Origin of the sequence: Staphylococcus piscifermentans, from assembly GCF_900186985.1 — a bacterium.
Taxonomy (GTDB): Bacteria; Bacillota; Bacilli; order Staphylococcales; family Staphylococcaceae; genus Staphylococcus; species Staphylococcus piscifermentans.
Window position 1 is genome coordinate 788,057 of the sequence record NZ_LT906447.1, and the last position, 16,817, is coordinate 804,873.

Here is a 16,817-nt window from a genome sequence, read left to right on the forward strand (position 1 = left end):
TGGTAACGCTTACATATAGTATAATCCAAATAGTTGTTGATTTCAAATACATATTTGAGTAAATTAACTAATATTTGTATAAATAGTGACAGCATATAATTATAAAATATAAATTGGCAACAAATCATCTGTAAATGGAAACATAATGCTATGTGACTCTTTTAAAAATCGTGCTAAATTTTTACTAGAAAATGAGAAAACCATTGGAGGGTCTAAAAATTGACTTATTATTATGTTGAAACTATTAATCCAATACAACAATGCATGTACAAAATCGAGCAGCTCTATAAAACTAAAATGGAAAAACTTTCATATATCAATCGACTAGACAACATTATTAAATTAGCGCAATGGGAGCGACCATCAGTAATCAATGTAAACACGAAAGTTGAAATCGCCGAACAATATTTTGATCTTCATAATTTTAATCCTGACCATACGTATCATTTGGAGATTAATCCAATGAAACACAAGACGGTTTTAATAGAATTGAATCACCAAATCAGAATGGAAATCAGCCAAGCGGAAGAGTCCCAAATCTATGATATTACACCTTATCTGCAAGACAGAGAAAATTATCTCTATTTAGGATTATTACATGATGAAACTAACGCACAACTACCAGATTGCAAGTTGATTGAATTTAAAAATCACCGTTTAAATGATACTTCTGTAATCCAAGAACGTCCGCTTAATTACTCAATTTAATACTTCATCTAACTTTAAAATAAATTTTATTGCAGATAACATGAAATTCAAAAGAAAGACATAAAGCTATGACATCTCTGTTAACACTCCAAGAACCTCTTTCATTTACTATATATTGTGGTAATTTTGTAATTAGAACACCATATATAGAAATGAAAGGGGTATTTTATGTTTAAAATTGAAGAAAGCCTAAGCAACTTAATCAATAAAGATCCGACTGTTATTAATGAAAATGCTAATAAAGATAGTGAAACCTTTACAACGATGCGTGATTTAACGGCGGGGGTCGTTTCAAAATCTTACGCATTAGAAAAATTATTGCCGAAACATGTAGCGGCTGCACATCAATCTGGCGATATTCACTTTCATGATTTAGATTATCATCCATTTCAACCCTTAACGAATTGTTGCTTGATTGATATTCAAGGTATGTTAGAACACGGCTTTGAAATCGGCAATGCACAAGTCGAATCTCCGAAATCTATTCAAACTGCAACTGCACAGATTGTCCAAATTATTGCGAATGTGTCTAGCAGTCAGTATGGCGGATGTACAGTGGACCGCATTGATGAAATCTTAAGTCCATATGCAGAGTTAAATGCTGAGAAACATCGTAAAATAGCTGAGCAGTTTGTCTACCCTGATCAATTGGATACATATGTGAATCAACAGACTGAGAAGGATATTCGAGATGCGATGCAAAGTTTAGAATATGAAATTAATACACTGTATACTTCTAATGGCCAAACACCTTTTGTAACTTTAGGCTTTGGTCTAGGGACTGATAAGTATAACCGTATGATTCAGAAAGCTATCTTGAACACACGTATTCAAGGTTTGGGGCACCATCATGTGACAGCTATCTTTCCAAAGCTTGTCTTTTCCATCAAAAAAGGAATTAATTTCGCACCGGAAGATCCGAATTATGATGTGAAGCAGTTGGCGTTGGAATGTTCGACGAAACGGATGTATCCGGATATTTTGAATTATGATAAGACGGTGGAAATTTTAGGTGATTTCAAGGCGCCGATGGGTTGTCGTTCTTTCTTGCCGGCATGGCAGAATGCGCAAGGTGAGAACGAGAATAGTGGGCGTATGAATTTAGGGGTGGTGACGTTGAATGTGCCGCGGATTGCGATTGAAACGAGCGGGGATTTAGCGGCATTTTGGCGTTTATTGGATGCGCGTATGGAATTGATTCATGATGCGCTGGTTTATCGTATTGAGCGGTTGAAAGATGCGGTACCGAATAATGCGCCTATACTGTATAAGAGCGGTGCGTTTCATCAACGTTTATCTGAAAAGGATGATGTGATGATGTTATTTAAACATCAACGGGCAACGATTTCTATTGGTTATATCGGCTTGTATGAAGCGGCCACTGTATTTTACGGTCCTAATTGGGAAACGAATCCTGAAGCGAAAACTTTTACTTTAGATATATTGCGTCGCATGAAGGATTTTCAAAAACAGTGGACAGCACAATATGATATTTTCTTCAGTCTTTATAGTACGCCGAGTGAATCGTTGACTGATCGTTTCTGTCGTCTGGACCGTGAACGTTTCGGATTAATTCCAAATATTACAGATAAAGGTTATTATCAGAATTCATTCCATTATGATGTGCGTAAAGCTGTTTCACCTTTTGAAAAGCTTGATTTTGAAAAGGATTATCCGTTCTTGGCAAGCGGCGGTTATATTCATTATTGCGAATATCCAAAATTGACGCATAATACGAAGGCGTTGGAAGCAGTTTGGGACTATGCGTATGACAAAGTCAGTTATCTTGGAACTAATACACCTATAGATAAATGTTATGAATGCGGCTTTGAAGGTGAGTTTAATACGACAGCTAAAGGTTATACATGTCCGACTTGCGGTAACCACAATCCTGAAACGGTAGACGTAGTTAAACGCACTTGCGGCTATTTAGGCAACCCGGTGCAAAGACCGACGATTGAAGGACGTCAAAAAGAAATAACTGCACGCGTCAAACATCTGAAAGATAAGGGATGATGCAAGATGTTTGAACAATTAGAAACTGGACAAGGTTATATTGCTAAAATTGAAAGAGAAAGCTTTACAGATGGAGAAGGCGTACGGTGCAGCGTCTATGTATCTGGTTGTCCATTCAATTGTAAAGGCTGCTATAACCAGGCATCCCAGCAATTCACTTATGGAGAACCATTCAATCATGAGGTGCTGGTGAACATTATTGAAGCGTGTAGCCCATCGTATATCGCAGGTTTAAGTATTTTAGGCGGAGAACCATTTTGTAATCTAGATACGGTAGAACCTATAGTGCAGGCTTTTCGAAATAAATTCGGTGATGAAAAATCTATTTGGATTTGGTCTGGATTTATTTTTGAAGCTTTGCAGAAAAAAGCAGGCAGAAGAGGGGAATTGCTGAAAGAGATTGATGTACTCGTGGATGGGCCGTTTATGGAACAGCTCTATCAACCTGGTTTAGCTTATAAAGGCTCATTGAACCAACGCGTGATTGATGTACAAACTTCTTTGAAAGCTTGTACTGTTATTGAATATTAAAAAATACCGGTTGAATTGGAATTAAATCCAATTGCAGCCGGTTTTAATTTTGACTTTTCCAAGTATCTTCTGGTGCAGTCATTTCAGATTTACGCATGCGAGAGACATAAGGATTACCTTTAACAGTGAAGCGAAGCGGTTTATGTGTCCATTCTCCTTTATTCGGAACACCGATACGTGGGCTTTCGACGATAGAAACAGGTAGTTTACGTGCCTCAACATCAATGGACAGCGGTCCTTCATTTAAGCGCGTGCCATCCAATTCCATCGTCATATTGAAAGCACGTGTCCACTTGCCAGGACCATTCGTTAAATCGATGCCTTCTTTGCCATTTCTATTTTCTATCATTTGATCTGTAATAAATTCAGGCTCTAAGGCTCTGATAAGTATCCCTTCAGCGGTACCAGCAGGTTGCGTTACTAAATTGATTAATAAATGCGTATGCATAACATGAGCGTAGACGGTTCCTCCATCTTTATACATCGATTGCACACGAGGCGTTCGGCGTCCGTTATAAGTATGTGCCGCTTCGTCGATTGCTCCGAGATAAGCTTCAGTTTCTACAATATAGCCTGAAAATTGATTTTCTCCATCATCAAAGGTTAATTTGACACCTAATAAATCTTTCGCAATTTCTGGCGTAGTACGATTGATAAAATCCATGACTGGCCTCCTTGTATCATAAATTTACGTTTACACTTGTTATTTATTTTAAGCAATTTTTAATCATAATAACAATAATGTGTTTGAAAAATTGAAGTATAACACTGATGATGATTGTAAATATTGTAAAAAAATCATTTAGAAAATCAGATAAATCAAAGTGTTGTGTTAATATAATAATAAATACTTAAGTCAATTTATAATTATGCTTAATGTTTAAACAAATTGTCTTTCATTCAATATTAACGGTATATTGAATTGACGTAACAAGAGATAATTAACATACGAGGAGGCGTTCTTATGGAAAAACGAGTAGGGTTCGGGGAATCTTTTGTGCTCTTTTGGAAGAACTATGTCAATTTTCAAGGACGTGCAACACGTCCTGAATATTGGTTTATGACTTTGTGGAGTTTCATTATCTTTCTGCCCATCACAATTATTGCAGTTATCGGTATGAGTATAATGATAGCGGGCAGCGCAAATGGTTCAGATGGCATGATAGCTATCGGCGCATTAATATATTTTGGTCTGATGATTATAGCAACTTTAATCGGCTTGGCAATGCTGTTGCCTTCTATTGCATTATTGTTCCGTCGTTTTCATGATACTGGGAGATCAGCCAAAATTTATTTCTTCTTTTTAGGATATGCCATCATTGGATACATTATAGTGATTCTCGCAGTCAATGCTTCTGATGCTGCAGCTTGGTCTATCATTTTAGGATTCTTAATTTGGATGGGCTACATGGCTTTTGCGATTTATATGTTTGTCATCACTGTTTTACCGAGTGAGCCGAGAGACAATAAATATGGTCTTGTAAGAGGGAGCGCTCGTGTTCAGGCAGGTGATGCAAATTGGAGAAAAGAGTAGGTTTCGGTCGCGCCTTCTTGCTTTTTTGGAAAAATTATTTCAATTTTAAAGGGCGGGCCAGACGTGCTGAATTCTGGTGGTGGACACTATGGAATTTTCTTATTTTTTCGTTGCTTGGATTAAGCAGTACTATATCTTTCTTTTACTGGTTCGCTAATTCGTTTGATGGCCATAAGACAGCAGCACTCAACTCAGCTATCATCTTTATGATTAGTGCAGGACTATACCTTTTCTTACTTGTAGCAACACTGATACCGAATATCGCGTTATTAATTCGGCGATTTCATGATACAGGAAGAAAAATGACTGTACCCATTTGTTTTATCGTTGCTACGATCTCATATAACTTCATAAACCCTATGGTAAGAACAGATGCACAGCACCATGGTGTTTTATGGATATTTGTTGTTCTATTTTTATTAATCTACGTTGCCTTGGCGGTTTATATTTTTGTAATTACATTATTACCTAGTCAACCAGAAGACAACAAATACGGACGTGGTCCTGCAGGTAAAAAATTCGAGCAAGGTCATGCACCCACTTCTCATAAATCCTATTCTGAGTCAGCGACTGGCAGTCATCACACACATTATGAATAATAGACTTGAAAGACGATTTCTTTTTCAATAAAGAAGTCGTTTTTTTATTAGTTTTTTGAATATCATTGATGTCATTTTGACTAATATACTTGTCAAAATGACAAAGATAATATAGTATAGTGGTTAACGGAGGTTAGAAATATGAGAACACGCGTTAAAGAATTGCGGGCACGAGACGGCTATAACCAAACACAACTCGCTAAAAAAGCAGGAATTTCACGTCAAACAGTCTCTTTGATTGAAAGAAATGAATTCATGCCTTCCGTACTTACTGCAGCTAAAATAGCACGTATATTTGGAGAACGGATTGAAGATATTTTTATTTTTGAGGAGGATGATTATGAGTAAAGTTAAGAGAAATATACATTCTTTATTTAAAATTGTATTATTTGCACTAGCAGGTTTTATAGTTGGTTATAGTGTTATGTACTTCGGAAAAAACGACTATCCCAGAATAATTAATAGTCAAGGTACGATAGTAAGTACCATTTTCACAACTGCTATTATTACTGCTATTGGTGCATTGATGATTAGTAAAATAAATAATGCTGAAAAATTTAAAATTAAAATTGAAAATGGCGATATTTATGCCGATAAATATGATTTCTTATTTAATAAAAATATTTACAATGCATCTTTGTTGGTGTATATCTCTATATTTTTCAGTTTGATTAATATTATAGTCATTACATTGTTCCAATCCACATTTAATAATGTATGGTTTATCACAATTATTCCTTTTTTAATATGTATCTATTTAAGTAGCCGTTATACGCGAAAAATTACAAAAATAGATGACAGATTACCAAAATATAATGATCCTGAATATACTAACAAGCTTATCAATGCTATGGATGAAGGCGAAAAACACTGCACATATGAAGCGTTGTTTAAAATTTATCGATATAATATTTCAATTCTAATGATGTTAATCATTATTTTAGCAGCCTGTTCGATTATCACAGGAGCCAATATGGCTATTGCCTTATTTTCATTACTAGCACTCTACGTTTTCAATATTACTTTCTACTATGTCAAAATCGGTAAATATTTCAATCAATAATATTGAAAGTTTATGAAAATATCCAGATTAACAATAGAGTTGTCTTAATACTATGATAATATTAAGATAAGTATTCTATATTATTTAAAACTTAACAATTCACGCAAAGGAGATGAGGAGCATGTCATTAGAATTAAAAGATGTCACTAAGAAATACGGCGATAAAACAGTGGTGAATGATATTTCTTTATCGCTAGAGAATGGCAAGATGTTAGGATTTTTAGGCCGCAACGGTGCAGGTAAGACGACAACATTCCGCATGATACTAGGTTTAACGCCATTGACAGAAGGTTCTATTACATATAATGGCAACAAGATGGGCGAGCAAATGTTCAATAAAGTAGGCTATCTGCCTGAAGAACGCGGTTTACATCCCAAGATGAAGGTTAAAGATGAATTACGTTATCTGGCTACTTTGAAAGGAATGCCAAGAAAAGATTTTGATCAAGCTTTAGATTATTGGTTGAATCGCTTTAAAATTATAGAAAATAAAGAGAAGAAAATAGAGGCTTTATCTAAAGGGAATCAACAAAAAATTCAATTGCTCGCTAGTCTCATGCACCGCCCTGAGCTGTTGATTTTGGATGAACCTTTCAGCGGTTTGGATCCAGTAAATGTGGAACTGTTGAAATCAGCTGTAAAAGATTTGAATGAAGAGGGGACGACTATTATTTTCAGTTCCCATCGAATGGAGCACGTTGAAGAGCTTTGTGATGATGTGTGTATTTTAAATAACGGCAACCTTGTGCTGCAAGGTGATATCCAATCTATTAAAGATCAATTTGATTTGAAAAAAGTAGTGATTGAGACAGATAAACCTCTAGCAGAATTAGAGGAAATAGAAGGAGTCTCTCAAGTGAACCGTTCCAAACGAGAAATCACTTTAACAGTAGAAAATCAAGCAGCAGCTGAACGTGTCTATGAAGCAGTGACAAGAAGCGGATTTGTTAAACGTTTCCAAGTATTAGAACCTTCTATTCAAGATATCTTTATCGACAAGGTAGGTGATATTCATGAGTAAATTCTGGGCAACCTTCTCGTTAACTTATATGAATAAGATTAAATCCCGTTCCTTTATTATTATGACCGTCATTATTGCCTTACTTATTATCGGTGGCGCGAATGCGAATAAAATTATCGATATGTTCAGTGGCGGACCGGATAAAATTGGCATTGTCACAGATAATCAGCAAGTTTATCAAATGGTTAAATCGCAAAGTGAGAAGATGGAAGATAAAGGTACAAAGTTTACGCATATCTCTGAGAAACAAGCGCTTAAAGATGTGAAAAAAGATAAACTGGATAAAGCTTATATCATTTCTTTCAAAGGTCAGCAAATAGAAGGTAAAATTGTCAGCAAAGATTCAGTTTCAAATGAATCTGAACAAAAATTAGAAAGCATCTTAACACCGATACAAACGCAAGCGATTGCTAAAAGTGTAAATTTAAGTTCAAAAGACCTTCAGGCTTTACAACAAAAATCCAAAGTAACATCTCAAGCAATCGGCAAGAATGCACAACAACTTTCTGCACAAGATAAAGTAGCCAATATTATTATTTTATATGCAGGTATTATGTTGATGTTCTTTATCATCATTAACTACGCTAACCAAGTCGCTATGGAAGTGGCAACTGAAAAGACATCTCGTGTAATCGAAATGGTGATTACCAGTATTTCACCTGTCAAACATATATTAGCTAAAATATTAGCTATCATTGCTGTGGCCTTTACGCAAATACTTATTTTTGTCATTGTCGGCGTGATCAGTATTTATCTATCCGATTTAAAAGATGTCATTAAAAAATTCAATGTGAAAATTACCGATGTTACAATACAATTATTAATTGTCGGAGTGATTTGTCTGGTAATCGGAATTATTTCTTATACGATTTTAGGAACGATTTTAGGTTCACTAGCTACTCGGATTGAAGATATGAACCAAGCGTTAATGCCGATGACGATAGTAAGTTTTATTGCTTTCTATATCGCCATCTTCAGTTTGAATACACCTGAAACGACGTTGACTAAGATTACAAGTTTTATTCCATTGATTTCACCGTTTGTATTGTTCTTAAGAGCTTCTACGCCAGAACTGCAATTATGGGAAATTATTGTCAGTGTTCTGCTTTCCCTGATTGTAATGGTACTCTTACTGTGGATTGCGGTTCGCAGTTATCGAGATTCAGTCCTTACTTTTGAAAAAGGTTTCTTTAAAGGATTAAAACGTGCATTTAAGAAGTCATAATTGTATAAAATAGGTTCAAATGTTAACTAATGGCACACCTTTGCTAGATTGTATCTAGTCATCGGTGTGCCTTATTGTTAAAATATAGAGTGAGGAAAGTAATAAACAGGTGGCAAATAGAATGGTTTATCCAATTTTAATATTTATTTTAGCAGGGCTGTGTGAAATAGGCGGTGGTTATCTCATTTGGTTATGGTTGAGAACAGCACAATCACCGCTCTTAGGATTACTGGGAGGTATCCTTTTAATTTCATATGGCATTGTCGCAACTTTTCAAGTATTTCCGACGTTCAGCCGAGTTTATACCGCTTACGGGGGAGTATTTATTGTGATGAGTATCTTGTGGGGATACGTATTTGATAAACAGACACCAGATAAGTATGATGTTTTGGGCGCTATTGTTTGCATTATCGGTGTCTTAATCATGTTGCTGCCTGACAGAAGCTGATTTGAAGCGGTGAGTTAGGAAAGGGTGTATTGAAATGATGTTTACGAAAGTGGAGCACCAAAGAAACGGCCTCGATTTAATCAAGATTGATAACGACGAAACAAAAATTGTATTTACGAATTATGGCGCAAGAATTGTAACGTGGAAATATGAAGATAATATTATTGTCTTAGGCAATGTAGTGGAAGCGGATGAATTCTATCAAGATAACCCCTATTACTTCGGCGCAAGTGTCGGTCGTTATGCCGGACGCATTGCAGACGGTAAATTTACCCTTGATGGCCAAACATATCAATTAGAACAAAATGATCCGCCGAATCACCTGCACGGTGGTTCAAACGGTATCGACCACCGTTACTTCGATTACGAAATTATTGATGAAAACGGCGGCTACATTCAAATTATCTTCACAACAGTGATTAAAGAAGCAGATGATCATTACCCTGGCGATATTAAATTGAAGATTGTACATACGTATGATATTGATAATCGATGGACGATTGAATATTACGCAGAGTCTGATCAAACAACTTTATTCAATCCGACAAATCATGTCTATTTCAACTTGAATAGGGATAATAAAGAAGTAGATAATCATTATTTTACGAGCGAGAAACTGGGCATGCATTTATTGAATGAGCAAAATCTGCCTGATGCACGTACACCTTTAGATTTAGTAGATTTATTTGATAAACATAAAATACGTCTGACTGAAATATTTGAGAGTGAAGCACCTCAATTGAAAGCACAGATAGATAAATATAATGGGTTGGACCATCCGTTCTCTATCGGTGAAGAATTAGTGATTGAAAACAGCCAATTTCTTTTAAAAATGCAGACGGATATGCCGAATGTGGTGGTCTTCACTTTTAATGATACGAGTGAGTGGGACAGTGATATGAATATCTACAAACCACATTCTGGATTTACCCTAGAGGCCCAAAGTTTACCGAACGATATCAATATTCAAGGTAAGGATGCACCATCCATTTTGCAGAACGATCGTGCATTTTATTCTCGAACAACCTACCAAATTATTGAAAAACTGTAGTAAATTGAAGACAAGGAGTATTCAGCATGGATATAAGAGCTTTGAAATTAAAAACTGTTGAGGATGCAGTCGCAGAAATTAAAGATGGCATGGTAGTGGGCATTGGTACAGGAAGCACTATTGAATTATTATTGCCCCGAATTGCAGAACTGCTAAATACAGGAACACATATCATCGGAGTGTGCACTTCGAATAAAACTGCATTACTAGCAAAAGAGCTTGGTATTAAGATAGTAGATGTAAATGATGTCGACTATATTGATGTGGCCATTGATGGTGCGGATGAGTTTGATGCTGACTTAAACTTGATTAAGGGTGGCGGTGGAGCACTCTTTCGTGAAAAAGTTATTGATGATTTGGCAGAACGTTTTGTGGTCATTGCTGACGAGACAAAATTTGTCGATTATCTCGGACAAACTTTCAAACTGCCAGTTGAAGTTGATAAGTTCAATTGGATGCTGGTGGCGAAAAAAATTACACGTGATACACAAGCGCAAGTCTCACGCCGAAATGTGGAAGATATTCCATTTGTTACAGATAATGGTAATTATATCTTAGACGTTGAACTGCTTCCGAATACAGATGCGTACGCTATGCATGAATACTTGATTCATTTAACAGGTGTCTTAGAGACGGGATATTTCCTTGACGTGGCTGATCGCGTTATTATCGGCACACAAGACGGAGTTAAAATTTTAGATAGAGCTTAAGATATAAGAAAAGCTGATGCAGAAGGAACTGCATCAGCTTTTTAATTTAACGTCGTTGATTTTTCTTTGAAAATGTAGAGCGTTTGTTGTTTGGATTCGTATTTTCTTCTGATTGTTTGATTTCTTCTTCTGCATCTTCGACGGCAGTAGAAGTAGGATGGCTCTCTGCTTCAGGAGCCTCTTCAAGGTTTTCTTTTTCTGCAGAAGTGTTTTCAGGGTCTGTATCTTCTTTCGCTTGTTGTTCAGCTGCGGATGAAGTCTTGATGTCATCGTCTTCTGGGTCTTTCGGATAGTCGAGATAGTTATCCGGATCGACTTCTTCTAATGAGTCTTTAGTAAAGTAGTAAAGTGCAGCACGGATAATTAAACTTAGGATAATAAAGGCGGCTGCAACTGCTGCTGTACTTAGGGCGATTACTTTCATTGAGAATAAATCGCCGACTTCTTCACTGAAGAAAAAGACGAGTGCAAAGGACATGAGAGCGTGGAAGACCACTGCGATGTAAATGGTACGTCCTTTAGTTGCGCGGATGAGTTCACCGATAATCATTGAGAATGCAAAACTATAGAGCAGATTATAGAGTGTATATTCTATTGAATATGTAGTATTAACATTCCAGATCGCGTATAAAACACCTACTATAATAGAAGCGAAGAAGGTATTCATTTTCGTTTCAACGATGTTTTGTAAATAAGAACGGAAACCGAATTCTACAAAAAACGCCATGCATAAATGCCCGATTAAAATAGTCCATATGGAAACGGATAAATTTTTTGATTGTAAAATGATAAAGCTGTCTGCATATGTGTTAAAGATGAACATGCAGATTATAAGAATAATAAGCGGCAAAATCATTGCCAATAATAATCTTTCAATAACTTTGAAACTGAGTGAGAGTTTTAAACTCGCGATTTGAGCACGTTTGTTTTTAAATACTAGTATGCAGATAATAGCTGCAATGAAAGGTGCCAGAGTACTCATATCAAAGACAAAACGTTTGAATGGTACTGCTGTTTGAAAATCTTTCAGAATCAATGGGAATGCAAAGGCAAGTACAAAGAAGACAAAAATTGTCATCGCCCATTGGAAACCTGATATACGTTTCATATTCATTTTTTTGAAACCTCCAATTAAGTACGCGGTGATTCCACACAATAGTTCATGGTTGCTTTGTACTGTTGAGTAATGTGTTCAATCGGATGTTGAAATAATAATAAACCGCTTCACGACGGCTTTACTTTTTATAATTTACTGTATGGAAACGAATAAACACCTATTAGCATTATACATCTGAATAAATCAGAAATAAATTACTTGTTAACAAATGACTTTGAAATGAAATACCATTGTAAAGGTTGTATCAAGCTTATTGCTATGAAAGCGTTTTGATGGTTGATACAGAAGGGTAGAAGTTACTTAGCACAGTTGAAATGGGTTTCTGTGATTGAAACGAGGCAAATAAGCACTTATACTTAATTTGATGATGATTTTAAGGAGGATATGGATATGTACAAACAGGCCAATCCAGATTTATGGCAAGGCAGAGTGGATAGTGAGACAGATAAATCGCAATTTCGCCACTTCCAAACAATTGAATTGAAAGATATCAATGAGACGAAAGTAGACGAAAAAGCAGGAACGGGCATCTTAGGATATGCAGTAGATAAAGGAGTAGAGCTGAATAACGGACGTGTCGGGGCACAAGAAGGTCCTGACGCTATCAGAAAAGCATTCGGCAACTTATCTGTTTTAACACCATGTCCGGTATACGACTATGGCAATGTGTACCATGATCATGACCATTTAATTGATACGCAAGAAGAATATGCAGAATTAGCTGCAAAAATGTTTAAAAATCACAATTATTCTTTCTTAGTCGGTGGGGGACACGACATTGCTTATGCGCAATATTTAGCGATGCGTAAAGCGTATCCTGATGCTTCAATTGGTGTGATAAACATTGATGCTCACTTTGACACGCGTGAAGCTGAATCTTCAACTTCAGGCACAAGCTTCAGACAAATTCTTGAAAGCGACGATAATGCTGACTATTTCGTTATGGGTATTCAATCTGCAAGCAATACGAAACATTTATTTGATTATGCTGAAGAACGTGGTATTGAATATGTGACTGCGGACGAAATTTTGCATGAAATTTCACCTACCATCAAAGATAAAATCGACCATTTTATTAATCGCCATGATGTTATCATGTTTACAATTTGTATGGATGTTGTAGATAGTGCATTTGCTCCAGGTGTGAGTGCCCCGGCAGTCAATGGATTAACACCACATATTATTTTAGAATTATCTCGACGTATTGTCGGACATCCGAAACTTGTTTCAATCAGTGTGGCTGAAACAAATCCGTTATATGATATGGATAATCGGACTGCGAAATTAGTTGCACTCTTCTTGCATAACTTTATTCATTAATTTTTGATATAGAATATAACAGCGGACTGCCTGTCGGGGTAGTCCGTTTTTTATGTAGTAGCGGCGATGTTGACGGAGTTGGTGTTGGAAAAGTAGGATAATGGAGAGGGGGAAGATGTAAGGTGCAAGGGTGTAATCTGGACATAAGTTTTTGAGAAGGAAGAGGGACAGAAATAATTTTGGATAAAATTATTTCGTCTTCCCACCCCCGCAAGGCTAACTAGAATAGGAAAAAGCTTGGAACAAGCGCATTTTCTATTCAGATAGCTACTGCCAGTCTAGAAAAGGGTGTAATCTAGACACAAGATTCAGAGAAGTGTCTAGAAAAGCATGTAATCTAGACACATGTTCCCGAGAAGTGTCTAGAAAAGCATGTAATCTAGACGCAAGATTCAGAGAAGTGTCTAGAAAAGCATGTAATCTAGACGCAAGATTCAGAGAAGTGTCTAGAAAAGCATGTAATCTAGACGCAAGATTCAGAGAAGTGTCTAGAAAAGCATGTAATCTAGACACAAGATTCAGAGAAGTGTCTAGAAAAGGGTGTAATCTGGACACAAGTTTCGAAGTAGTGTCTAGATTCCCACCAGCTCATCCGGTCGTCCACTAGCTTATCAGGTCATCCACCACCCCCTCCGCTCCTGCTCCCAAATCTCCACTCATCTACTGTATCTTCCAATAATTAATACATTCATCAATCAAAGTCTTCGCAATTTCCGACAATTTCCGTTGTTCCAAGTAATTGATATAAATCGTGCGTTCAATAATCGGTGTAATCTTAATAGCACTCAGTTGATTGGCTGAAAAAGATTGATAGTAAAAACGCGGAATAATAGCATAGCCTAAGCCTCTGTGTACCATAGTAGTAGCCGTTTCGAAACGATCTACTTCTAATACAATATTAGGATGGATATTCATTTGTTTGAAATACTCATCCAAATGTTTTCTGACTTGATATTGACGGTTAGTTAAAATCAATGGAAGATGTTGTAAGTCAGTTGCTTTTTGAGTAGTACTTTCAATCGTGTCTTTGGGTGCAATTAATACATAAGGTTCGTTATAAAGTGGAACAGAAACGATGGTATCACGATCTATTTTTTCATTTGAGAGAGCGAAATGTACATCGAAATTCAATAAACTGGAAATAATGCTTTCCATATTATGTTGCTCTATGATCTGGTAGCGTTGTTTTTGATAAGTCTTGTGGTGCTGCTGAATCACTAATGCGACCCAAGGACTCGTAGACTCCAATATTGAAAGTTTGAGTCGCGGCTCATCAGAAATATTCAAATCATACATGCGATCCAACGTTTTGTGATAATGATTTACTAAAGATTGAGCATATTTATAAAACTGAATGCCTTTTTCAGTAATTTTCAACTCTTTAGTTGTTCTGATAAATAGCGGATAACCTAGGTCTGCTTCCATCTTTTTAATTGCAGTAGTCAAAGAGGGCTGACTGATATGCAAGAATTGAGCAGCACGCGTGAAACTGTTGTAGCGGACGACCGCTAAAAAATACTCTAATTGCATAATTTTCATCCGAACATCCCACCCCTTCATTAAAAAATAAATGTGTATTGGTAATTAAAATTATAAAGAAAACTGAAAAAATATGTAATAAATTTTTACATAGCAACTAGCTTAGAAGTGCTTTTATTTCAGTAACAAACTAGATTTATAGCTTGAAACTATAAATAATTAGTTTATTTATATTTGATGCTTATATCGTAGCATATTATACTTAAATTGTGATGCAAGGGATATTACATTTTATTACAGATTGAATATTTGGAAAATTCAAGAAATGAATTTTATTTCTATTATTAAATTGAAATGGCAATTTGAGATGATATTGAAGCAAACTTCATTTCTATCAATTTTCCTTAAGTGATATCCGCTTGCCATCTTTTGCAGGGAGAAATGATTAATAGGATTTTTTAAAGCAAGTGATGCATCGAAGGGGAAAGATGCTTTCATTGCTTGCAGCACATCGACAACTATATATAAGATTCAGTGAATAGTATGATATGGAGCTTAAGTCATCTAGGTTCAATCATAATCAGACAGCTTTCACATGCTTGTAAAACAAAGGGGTGTCAAGTATGAAAACTGAAGCAAACTTACTATCTGAAGAGATGGAACTCCAATCTGATACGCAACCCGCTCAAAGTGAAAAAGGGGTAAAAATGTGGCGGTTTTACGTATTCAGCTTTATTGGAATTCTTTGTTTCTTCGTTCCGGTAACTATCGGCGGCACGAACACGATTCTCGTAGACCATGTGCACTTATGGGTGCGACAGCTGCTCGGTCCGGCCATGCCTTATGTGGCATTGCTATTAATTTTAGCCGGGGCAGGCTTGCCGATCGTCAGACAAGATTTCAAGAAGTCAGTCACTGACTTTATTATTGTACTTTTTAAAGTACTTGGAGCAGTCATTGGTATCATGTATGTATTTAAATTTGGTCCAGCATTACTGTTCAAACAAGATTACGGTCCGTTTTTATTCGACAAACTGATGTTGCCATTAAGTATTTTGATTCCGATTGGTGCAGTCGCACTTTCATTATTAGTAGGCTACGGTTTACTAGAATACATCGGGGTTTTGATGCAGCCGGTTATGCGTCCATTATTCAAGACGCCGGGTAAATCAGCGGTTGATGCAGTGGCTTCTTTCGTAGGGAGTTACTCATTAGGATTGTTGATTACGAACCGTGTATATAAAGATGGAATGTATAACAAGAAAGAAGCGGTGATTATTGCAACCGGCTTCTCAACAGTATCTGCTACTTTCATGGTTATCGTAGCGAATACATTAGGCTTAATGGAACACTGGAATTTATTCTTCTGGAGTACTTTAGTGATTACATTTGCAGTAACTGCTATTTCGGCACACTTACCGCCGATTCGCAATGAATCAGAAGAATATTATGAAGGCCAAGAAGGCGATAAAGAAGTGGAAGTAGATGGCAGTCGTTTCAAAGCAGCTTACGATGAAGCGAAACGCCAATCACATGATTCACTTCCATTGCTGAAAAATATTTGGCTGAATGTCAAAGATGGACTTGAGATGACGATGGCGATTTTACCATCTATTCTATCCATCGGTTTTGTCGGGTTATTACTGGCAAACTTCACGCCGATTATTGATTGGTTAAGTTACATTTTCTATCCATTTATCTATATCTTCCCGATAGGTGATAAAGCATTGTTGGCCAAAGCGTCGGCAATCTCAATTATTGAAATGTTCTTGCCGTCATTAATCGCGGTGAAAGCGACAATGGCTGTGAAATTTGTAACTGCAATTACAAGTATTTCTGCAATTATTTTCTTCTCTGCATTAGTACCTTGTATTATGGCCACAGATATTAAAATCCCAGTGTGGAAATTAGTATTTATCTGGTTTATTCGTGTGGCGTTGACACTATTGATTGCGATTCCATTCGCTCTACTTATTTTTTAAAAAAAGAACTTAA

17 protein-coding genes are annotated in these 16,817 nt (G+C 36.4%); 14 read left to right on the forward strand and 3 right to left on the reverse strand.

Going from position 1 to position 16,817, the window contains the following annotated elements:
• The first annotated feature begins 219 nt into the window (after positions 1-219).
• The 3 genes from CKV71_RS03275 (at position 220) to nrdG (ending at position 3,255) form a co-directional block, all read left to right on the forward strand.
• Positions 220-708: a hypothetical protein gene (locus CKV71_RS03275; RefSeq protein WP_095103822.1), complete on the forward strand. Its 489-nt coding sequence runs from the start codon at positions 220-222 to the stop codon at positions 706-708.
• A gap of 168 nt (positions 709-876) precedes the next feature.
• A complete protein-coding gene (gene nrdD / locus CKV71_RS03280) occupies positions 877-2,724 on the forward strand; it encodes an anaerobic ribonucleoside-triphosphate reductase (protein WP_095103824.1) in 1,848 nt (615 codons plus the stop codon).
• Positions 2,725-2,730: 6 nt separating this feature from the next.
• Positions 2,731-3,255 carry an anaerobic ribonucleoside-triphosphate reductase activating protein gene (nrdG, locus tag CKV71_RS03285; RefSeq protein ID WP_095103826.1) on the forward strand — a complete coding sequence of 175 codons (525 nt, stop codon included), beginning with the start codon at positions 2,731-2,733 and terminating at the stop codon, positions 3,253-3,255.
• A 43-nt stretch (positions 3,256-3,298) separates the two neighbouring features.
• Here the strand turns inward: nrdG and CKV71_RS03290 are convergent, their stop codons facing one another.
• Positions 3,299-3,919 (reverse strand): DNA-3-methyladenine glycosylase, encoded by a 621-nt coding sequence (locus CKV71_RS03290; RefSeq protein WP_095103828.1) that lies wholly within the window; start codon positions 3,917-3,919, stop codon positions 3,299-3,301.
• Positions 3,920-4,219: 300 nt separating this feature from the next.
• Between CKV71_RS03290 and CKV71_RS03295 the strand changes: the two genes are divergently transcribed.
• From CKV71_RS03295 to CKV71_RS03335, 9 genes are all read left to right on the forward strand, one after another.
• Complete coding sequence (locus CKV71_RS03295; protein ID WP_095103830.1) at positions 4,220-4,789, forward strand: DUF805 domain-containing protein; 570 nt, start codon at positions 4,220-4,222, stop codon at positions 4,787-4,789.
• The gene (locus CKV71_RS03300) at positions 4,774-5,388 is read left to right on the forward strand and encodes a DUF805 domain-containing protein (RefSeq protein ID WP_095103832.1); all 615 of its coding nucleotides are present in this window, start codon (positions 4,774-4,776) and stop codon (positions 5,386-5,388) included. Before CKV71_RS03295 ends, CKV71_RS03300 begins: the two co-directional genes overlap by 16 nt.
• Positions 5,389-5,529: 141 nt before the next feature.
• Positions 5,530-5,736: a helix-turn-helix transcriptional regulator gene (locus CKV71_RS03305; RefSeq protein ID WP_095103834.1), complete on the forward strand. Its 207-nt coding sequence runs from the start codon at positions 5,530-5,532 to the stop codon at positions 5,734-5,736.
• Positions 5,729-6,451 carry a DUF3169 family protein gene (locus CKV71_RS03310; protein WP_157738587.1) on the forward strand — a complete coding sequence of 241 codons (723 nt, stop codon included), beginning with the start codon at positions 5,729-5,731 and terminating at the stop codon, positions 6,449-6,451. The genes CKV71_RS03305 and CKV71_RS03310 overlap by 8 nt, the downstream gene beginning before the upstream one ends.
• Before the next feature lie 121 nt (positions 6,452-6,572).
• Entirely contained in the window at positions 6,573-7,472 is a 900-nt protein-coding gene (locus CKV71_RS03315; protein WP_095103838.1) for an ABC transporter ATP-binding protein, read from the forward strand.
• Complete coding sequence (locus tag CKV71_RS03320) at positions 7,465-8,697, forward strand: ABC transporter permease (protein ID WP_095103840.1); 1,233 nt, start codon at positions 7,465-7,467, stop codon at positions 8,695-8,697. The genes CKV71_RS03315 and CKV71_RS03320 overlap by 8 nt, the downstream gene beginning before the upstream one ends.
• Before the next feature lie 121 nt (positions 8,698-8,818).
• Positions 8,819-9,145, forward strand: a complete 327-nt coding sequence (locus CKV71_RS03325; protein ID WP_095103842.1) for a YnfA family protein — start codon at positions 8,819-8,821, stop codon at positions 9,143-9,145.
• 37 nt (positions 9,146-9,182) lie between these two features.
• The gene (locus tag CKV71_RS03330) at positions 9,183-10,196 is read left to right on the forward strand and encodes an aldose epimerase family protein (protein ID WP_095103844.1); all 1,014 of its coding nucleotides are present in this window, start codon (positions 9,183-9,185) and stop codon (positions 10,194-10,196) included.
• Between the two features lie 26 nt (positions 10,197-10,222).
• Complete coding sequence (locus CKV71_RS03335) at positions 10,223-10,906, forward strand: ribose 5-phosphate isomerase A (RefSeq protein WP_095103846.1); 684 nt, start codon at positions 10,223-10,225, stop codon at positions 10,904-10,906.
• 46 nt (positions 10,907-10,952) lie between these two features.
• Here the strand turns inward: CKV71_RS03335 and CKV71_RS03340 are convergent, their stop codons facing one another.
• Entirely contained in the window at positions 10,953-12,020 is a 1,068-nt protein-coding gene (locus CKV71_RS03340; protein ID WP_095103848.1) for a peptidoglycan release complex CPBP-like subunit SdpC, read from the reverse strand.
• A 393-nt stretch (positions 12,021-12,413) separates the two neighbouring features.
• Between CKV71_RS03340 and hutG the strand changes: the two genes are divergently transcribed.
• Positions 12,414-13,343, forward strand: a complete 930-nt coding sequence (hutG, locus tag CKV71_RS03345) for a formimidoylglutamase (protein ID WP_095103850.1) — start codon at positions 12,414-12,416, stop codon at positions 13,341-13,343.
• A gap of 660 nt (positions 13,344-14,003) precedes the next feature.
• Here hutG and CKV71_RS03350 read toward each other — a convergent pair.
• Positions 14,004-14,882 carry a LysR family transcriptional regulator gene (locus CKV71_RS03350; RefSeq protein ID WP_095103852.1) on the reverse strand — a complete coding sequence of 293 codons (879 nt, stop codon included), beginning with the start codon at positions 14,880-14,882 and terminating at the stop codon, positions 14,004-14,006.
• A 596-nt stretch (positions 14,883-15,478) separates the two neighbouring features.
• Between CKV71_RS03350 and CKV71_RS03355 the strand changes: the two genes are divergently transcribed.
• Positions 15,479-16,804, forward strand: coding sequence for a YjiH family protein (locus tag CKV71_RS03355; protein WP_231917561.1), 1,326 nt, complete (start codon positions 15,479-15,481; stop codon positions 16,802-16,804).
• Positions 16,805-16,817 lie beyond the last annotated feature (13 nt).

Excerpts from the sequence above, each read along its gene's own strand:
- nrdD (WP_095103824.1), top strand. The coding sequence starts at position 877 with ATGTTTAAAATTGAAGAAAGCCTAAGCAACTTAATCAATAAAGATCCG.
- nrdG (WP_095103826.1), top strand. The coding sequence starts at position 2,731 with ATGTTTGAACAATTAGAAACTGGACAAGGTTATATTGCTAAAATTGAA.
- CKV71_RS03290 (WP_095103828.1), bottom strand. The coding sequence starts at position 3,919 with ATGGATTTTATCAATCGTACTACGCCAGAAATTGCGAAAGATTTATTA.
- CKV71_RS03295 (WP_095103830.1), top strand. The coding sequence starts at position 4,220 with ATGGAAAAACGAGTAGGGTTCGGGGAATCTTTTGTGCTCTTTTGGAAG.
- CKV71_RS03305 (WP_095103834.1), top strand. The coding sequence starts at position 5,530 with ATGAGAACACGCGTTAAAGAATTGCGGGCACGAGACGGCTATAACCAA.
- CKV71_RS03310 (WP_157738587.1), top strand. The coding sequence starts at position 5,729 with ATGAGTAAAGTTAAGAGAAATATACATTCTTTATTTAAAATTGTATTA.
- CKV71_RS03315 (WP_095103838.1), top strand. The coding sequence starts at position 6,573 with ATGTCATTAGAATTAAAAGATGTCACTAAGAAATACGGCGATAAAACA.
- CKV71_RS03320 (WP_095103840.1), top strand. The coding sequence starts at position 7,465 with ATGAGTAAATTCTGGGCAACCTTCTCGTTAACTTATATGAATAAGATT.
- CKV71_RS03325 (WP_095103842.1), top strand. The coding sequence starts at position 8,819 with ATGGTTTATCCAATTTTAATATTTATTTTAGCAGGGCTGTGTGAAATA.
- CKV71_RS03330 (WP_095103844.1), top strand. The coding sequence starts at position 9,183 with ATGTTTACGAAAGTGGAGCACCAAAGAAACGGCCTCGATTTAATCAAG.
- CKV71_RS03335 (WP_095103846.1), top strand. The coding sequence starts at position 10,223 with ATGGATATAAGAGCTTTGAAATTAAAAACTGTTGAGGATGCAGTCGCA.
- CKV71_RS03340 (WP_095103848.1), bottom strand. The coding sequence starts at position 12,020 with ATGAATATGAAACGTATATCAGGTTTCCAATGGGCGATGACAATTTTT.
- hutG (WP_095103850.1), top strand. The coding sequence starts at position 12,414 with ATGTACAAACAGGCCAATCCAGATTTATGGCAAGGCAGAGTGGATAGT.
- CKV71_RS03350 (WP_095103852.1), bottom strand. The coding sequence starts at position 14,882 with ATGAAAATTATGCAATTAGAGTATTTTTTAGCGGTCGTCCGCTACAAC.
- CKV71_RS03355 (WP_231917561.1), top strand. The coding sequence starts at position 15,479 with ATGGAACTCCAATCTGATACGCAACCCGCTCAAAGTGAAAAAGGGGTA.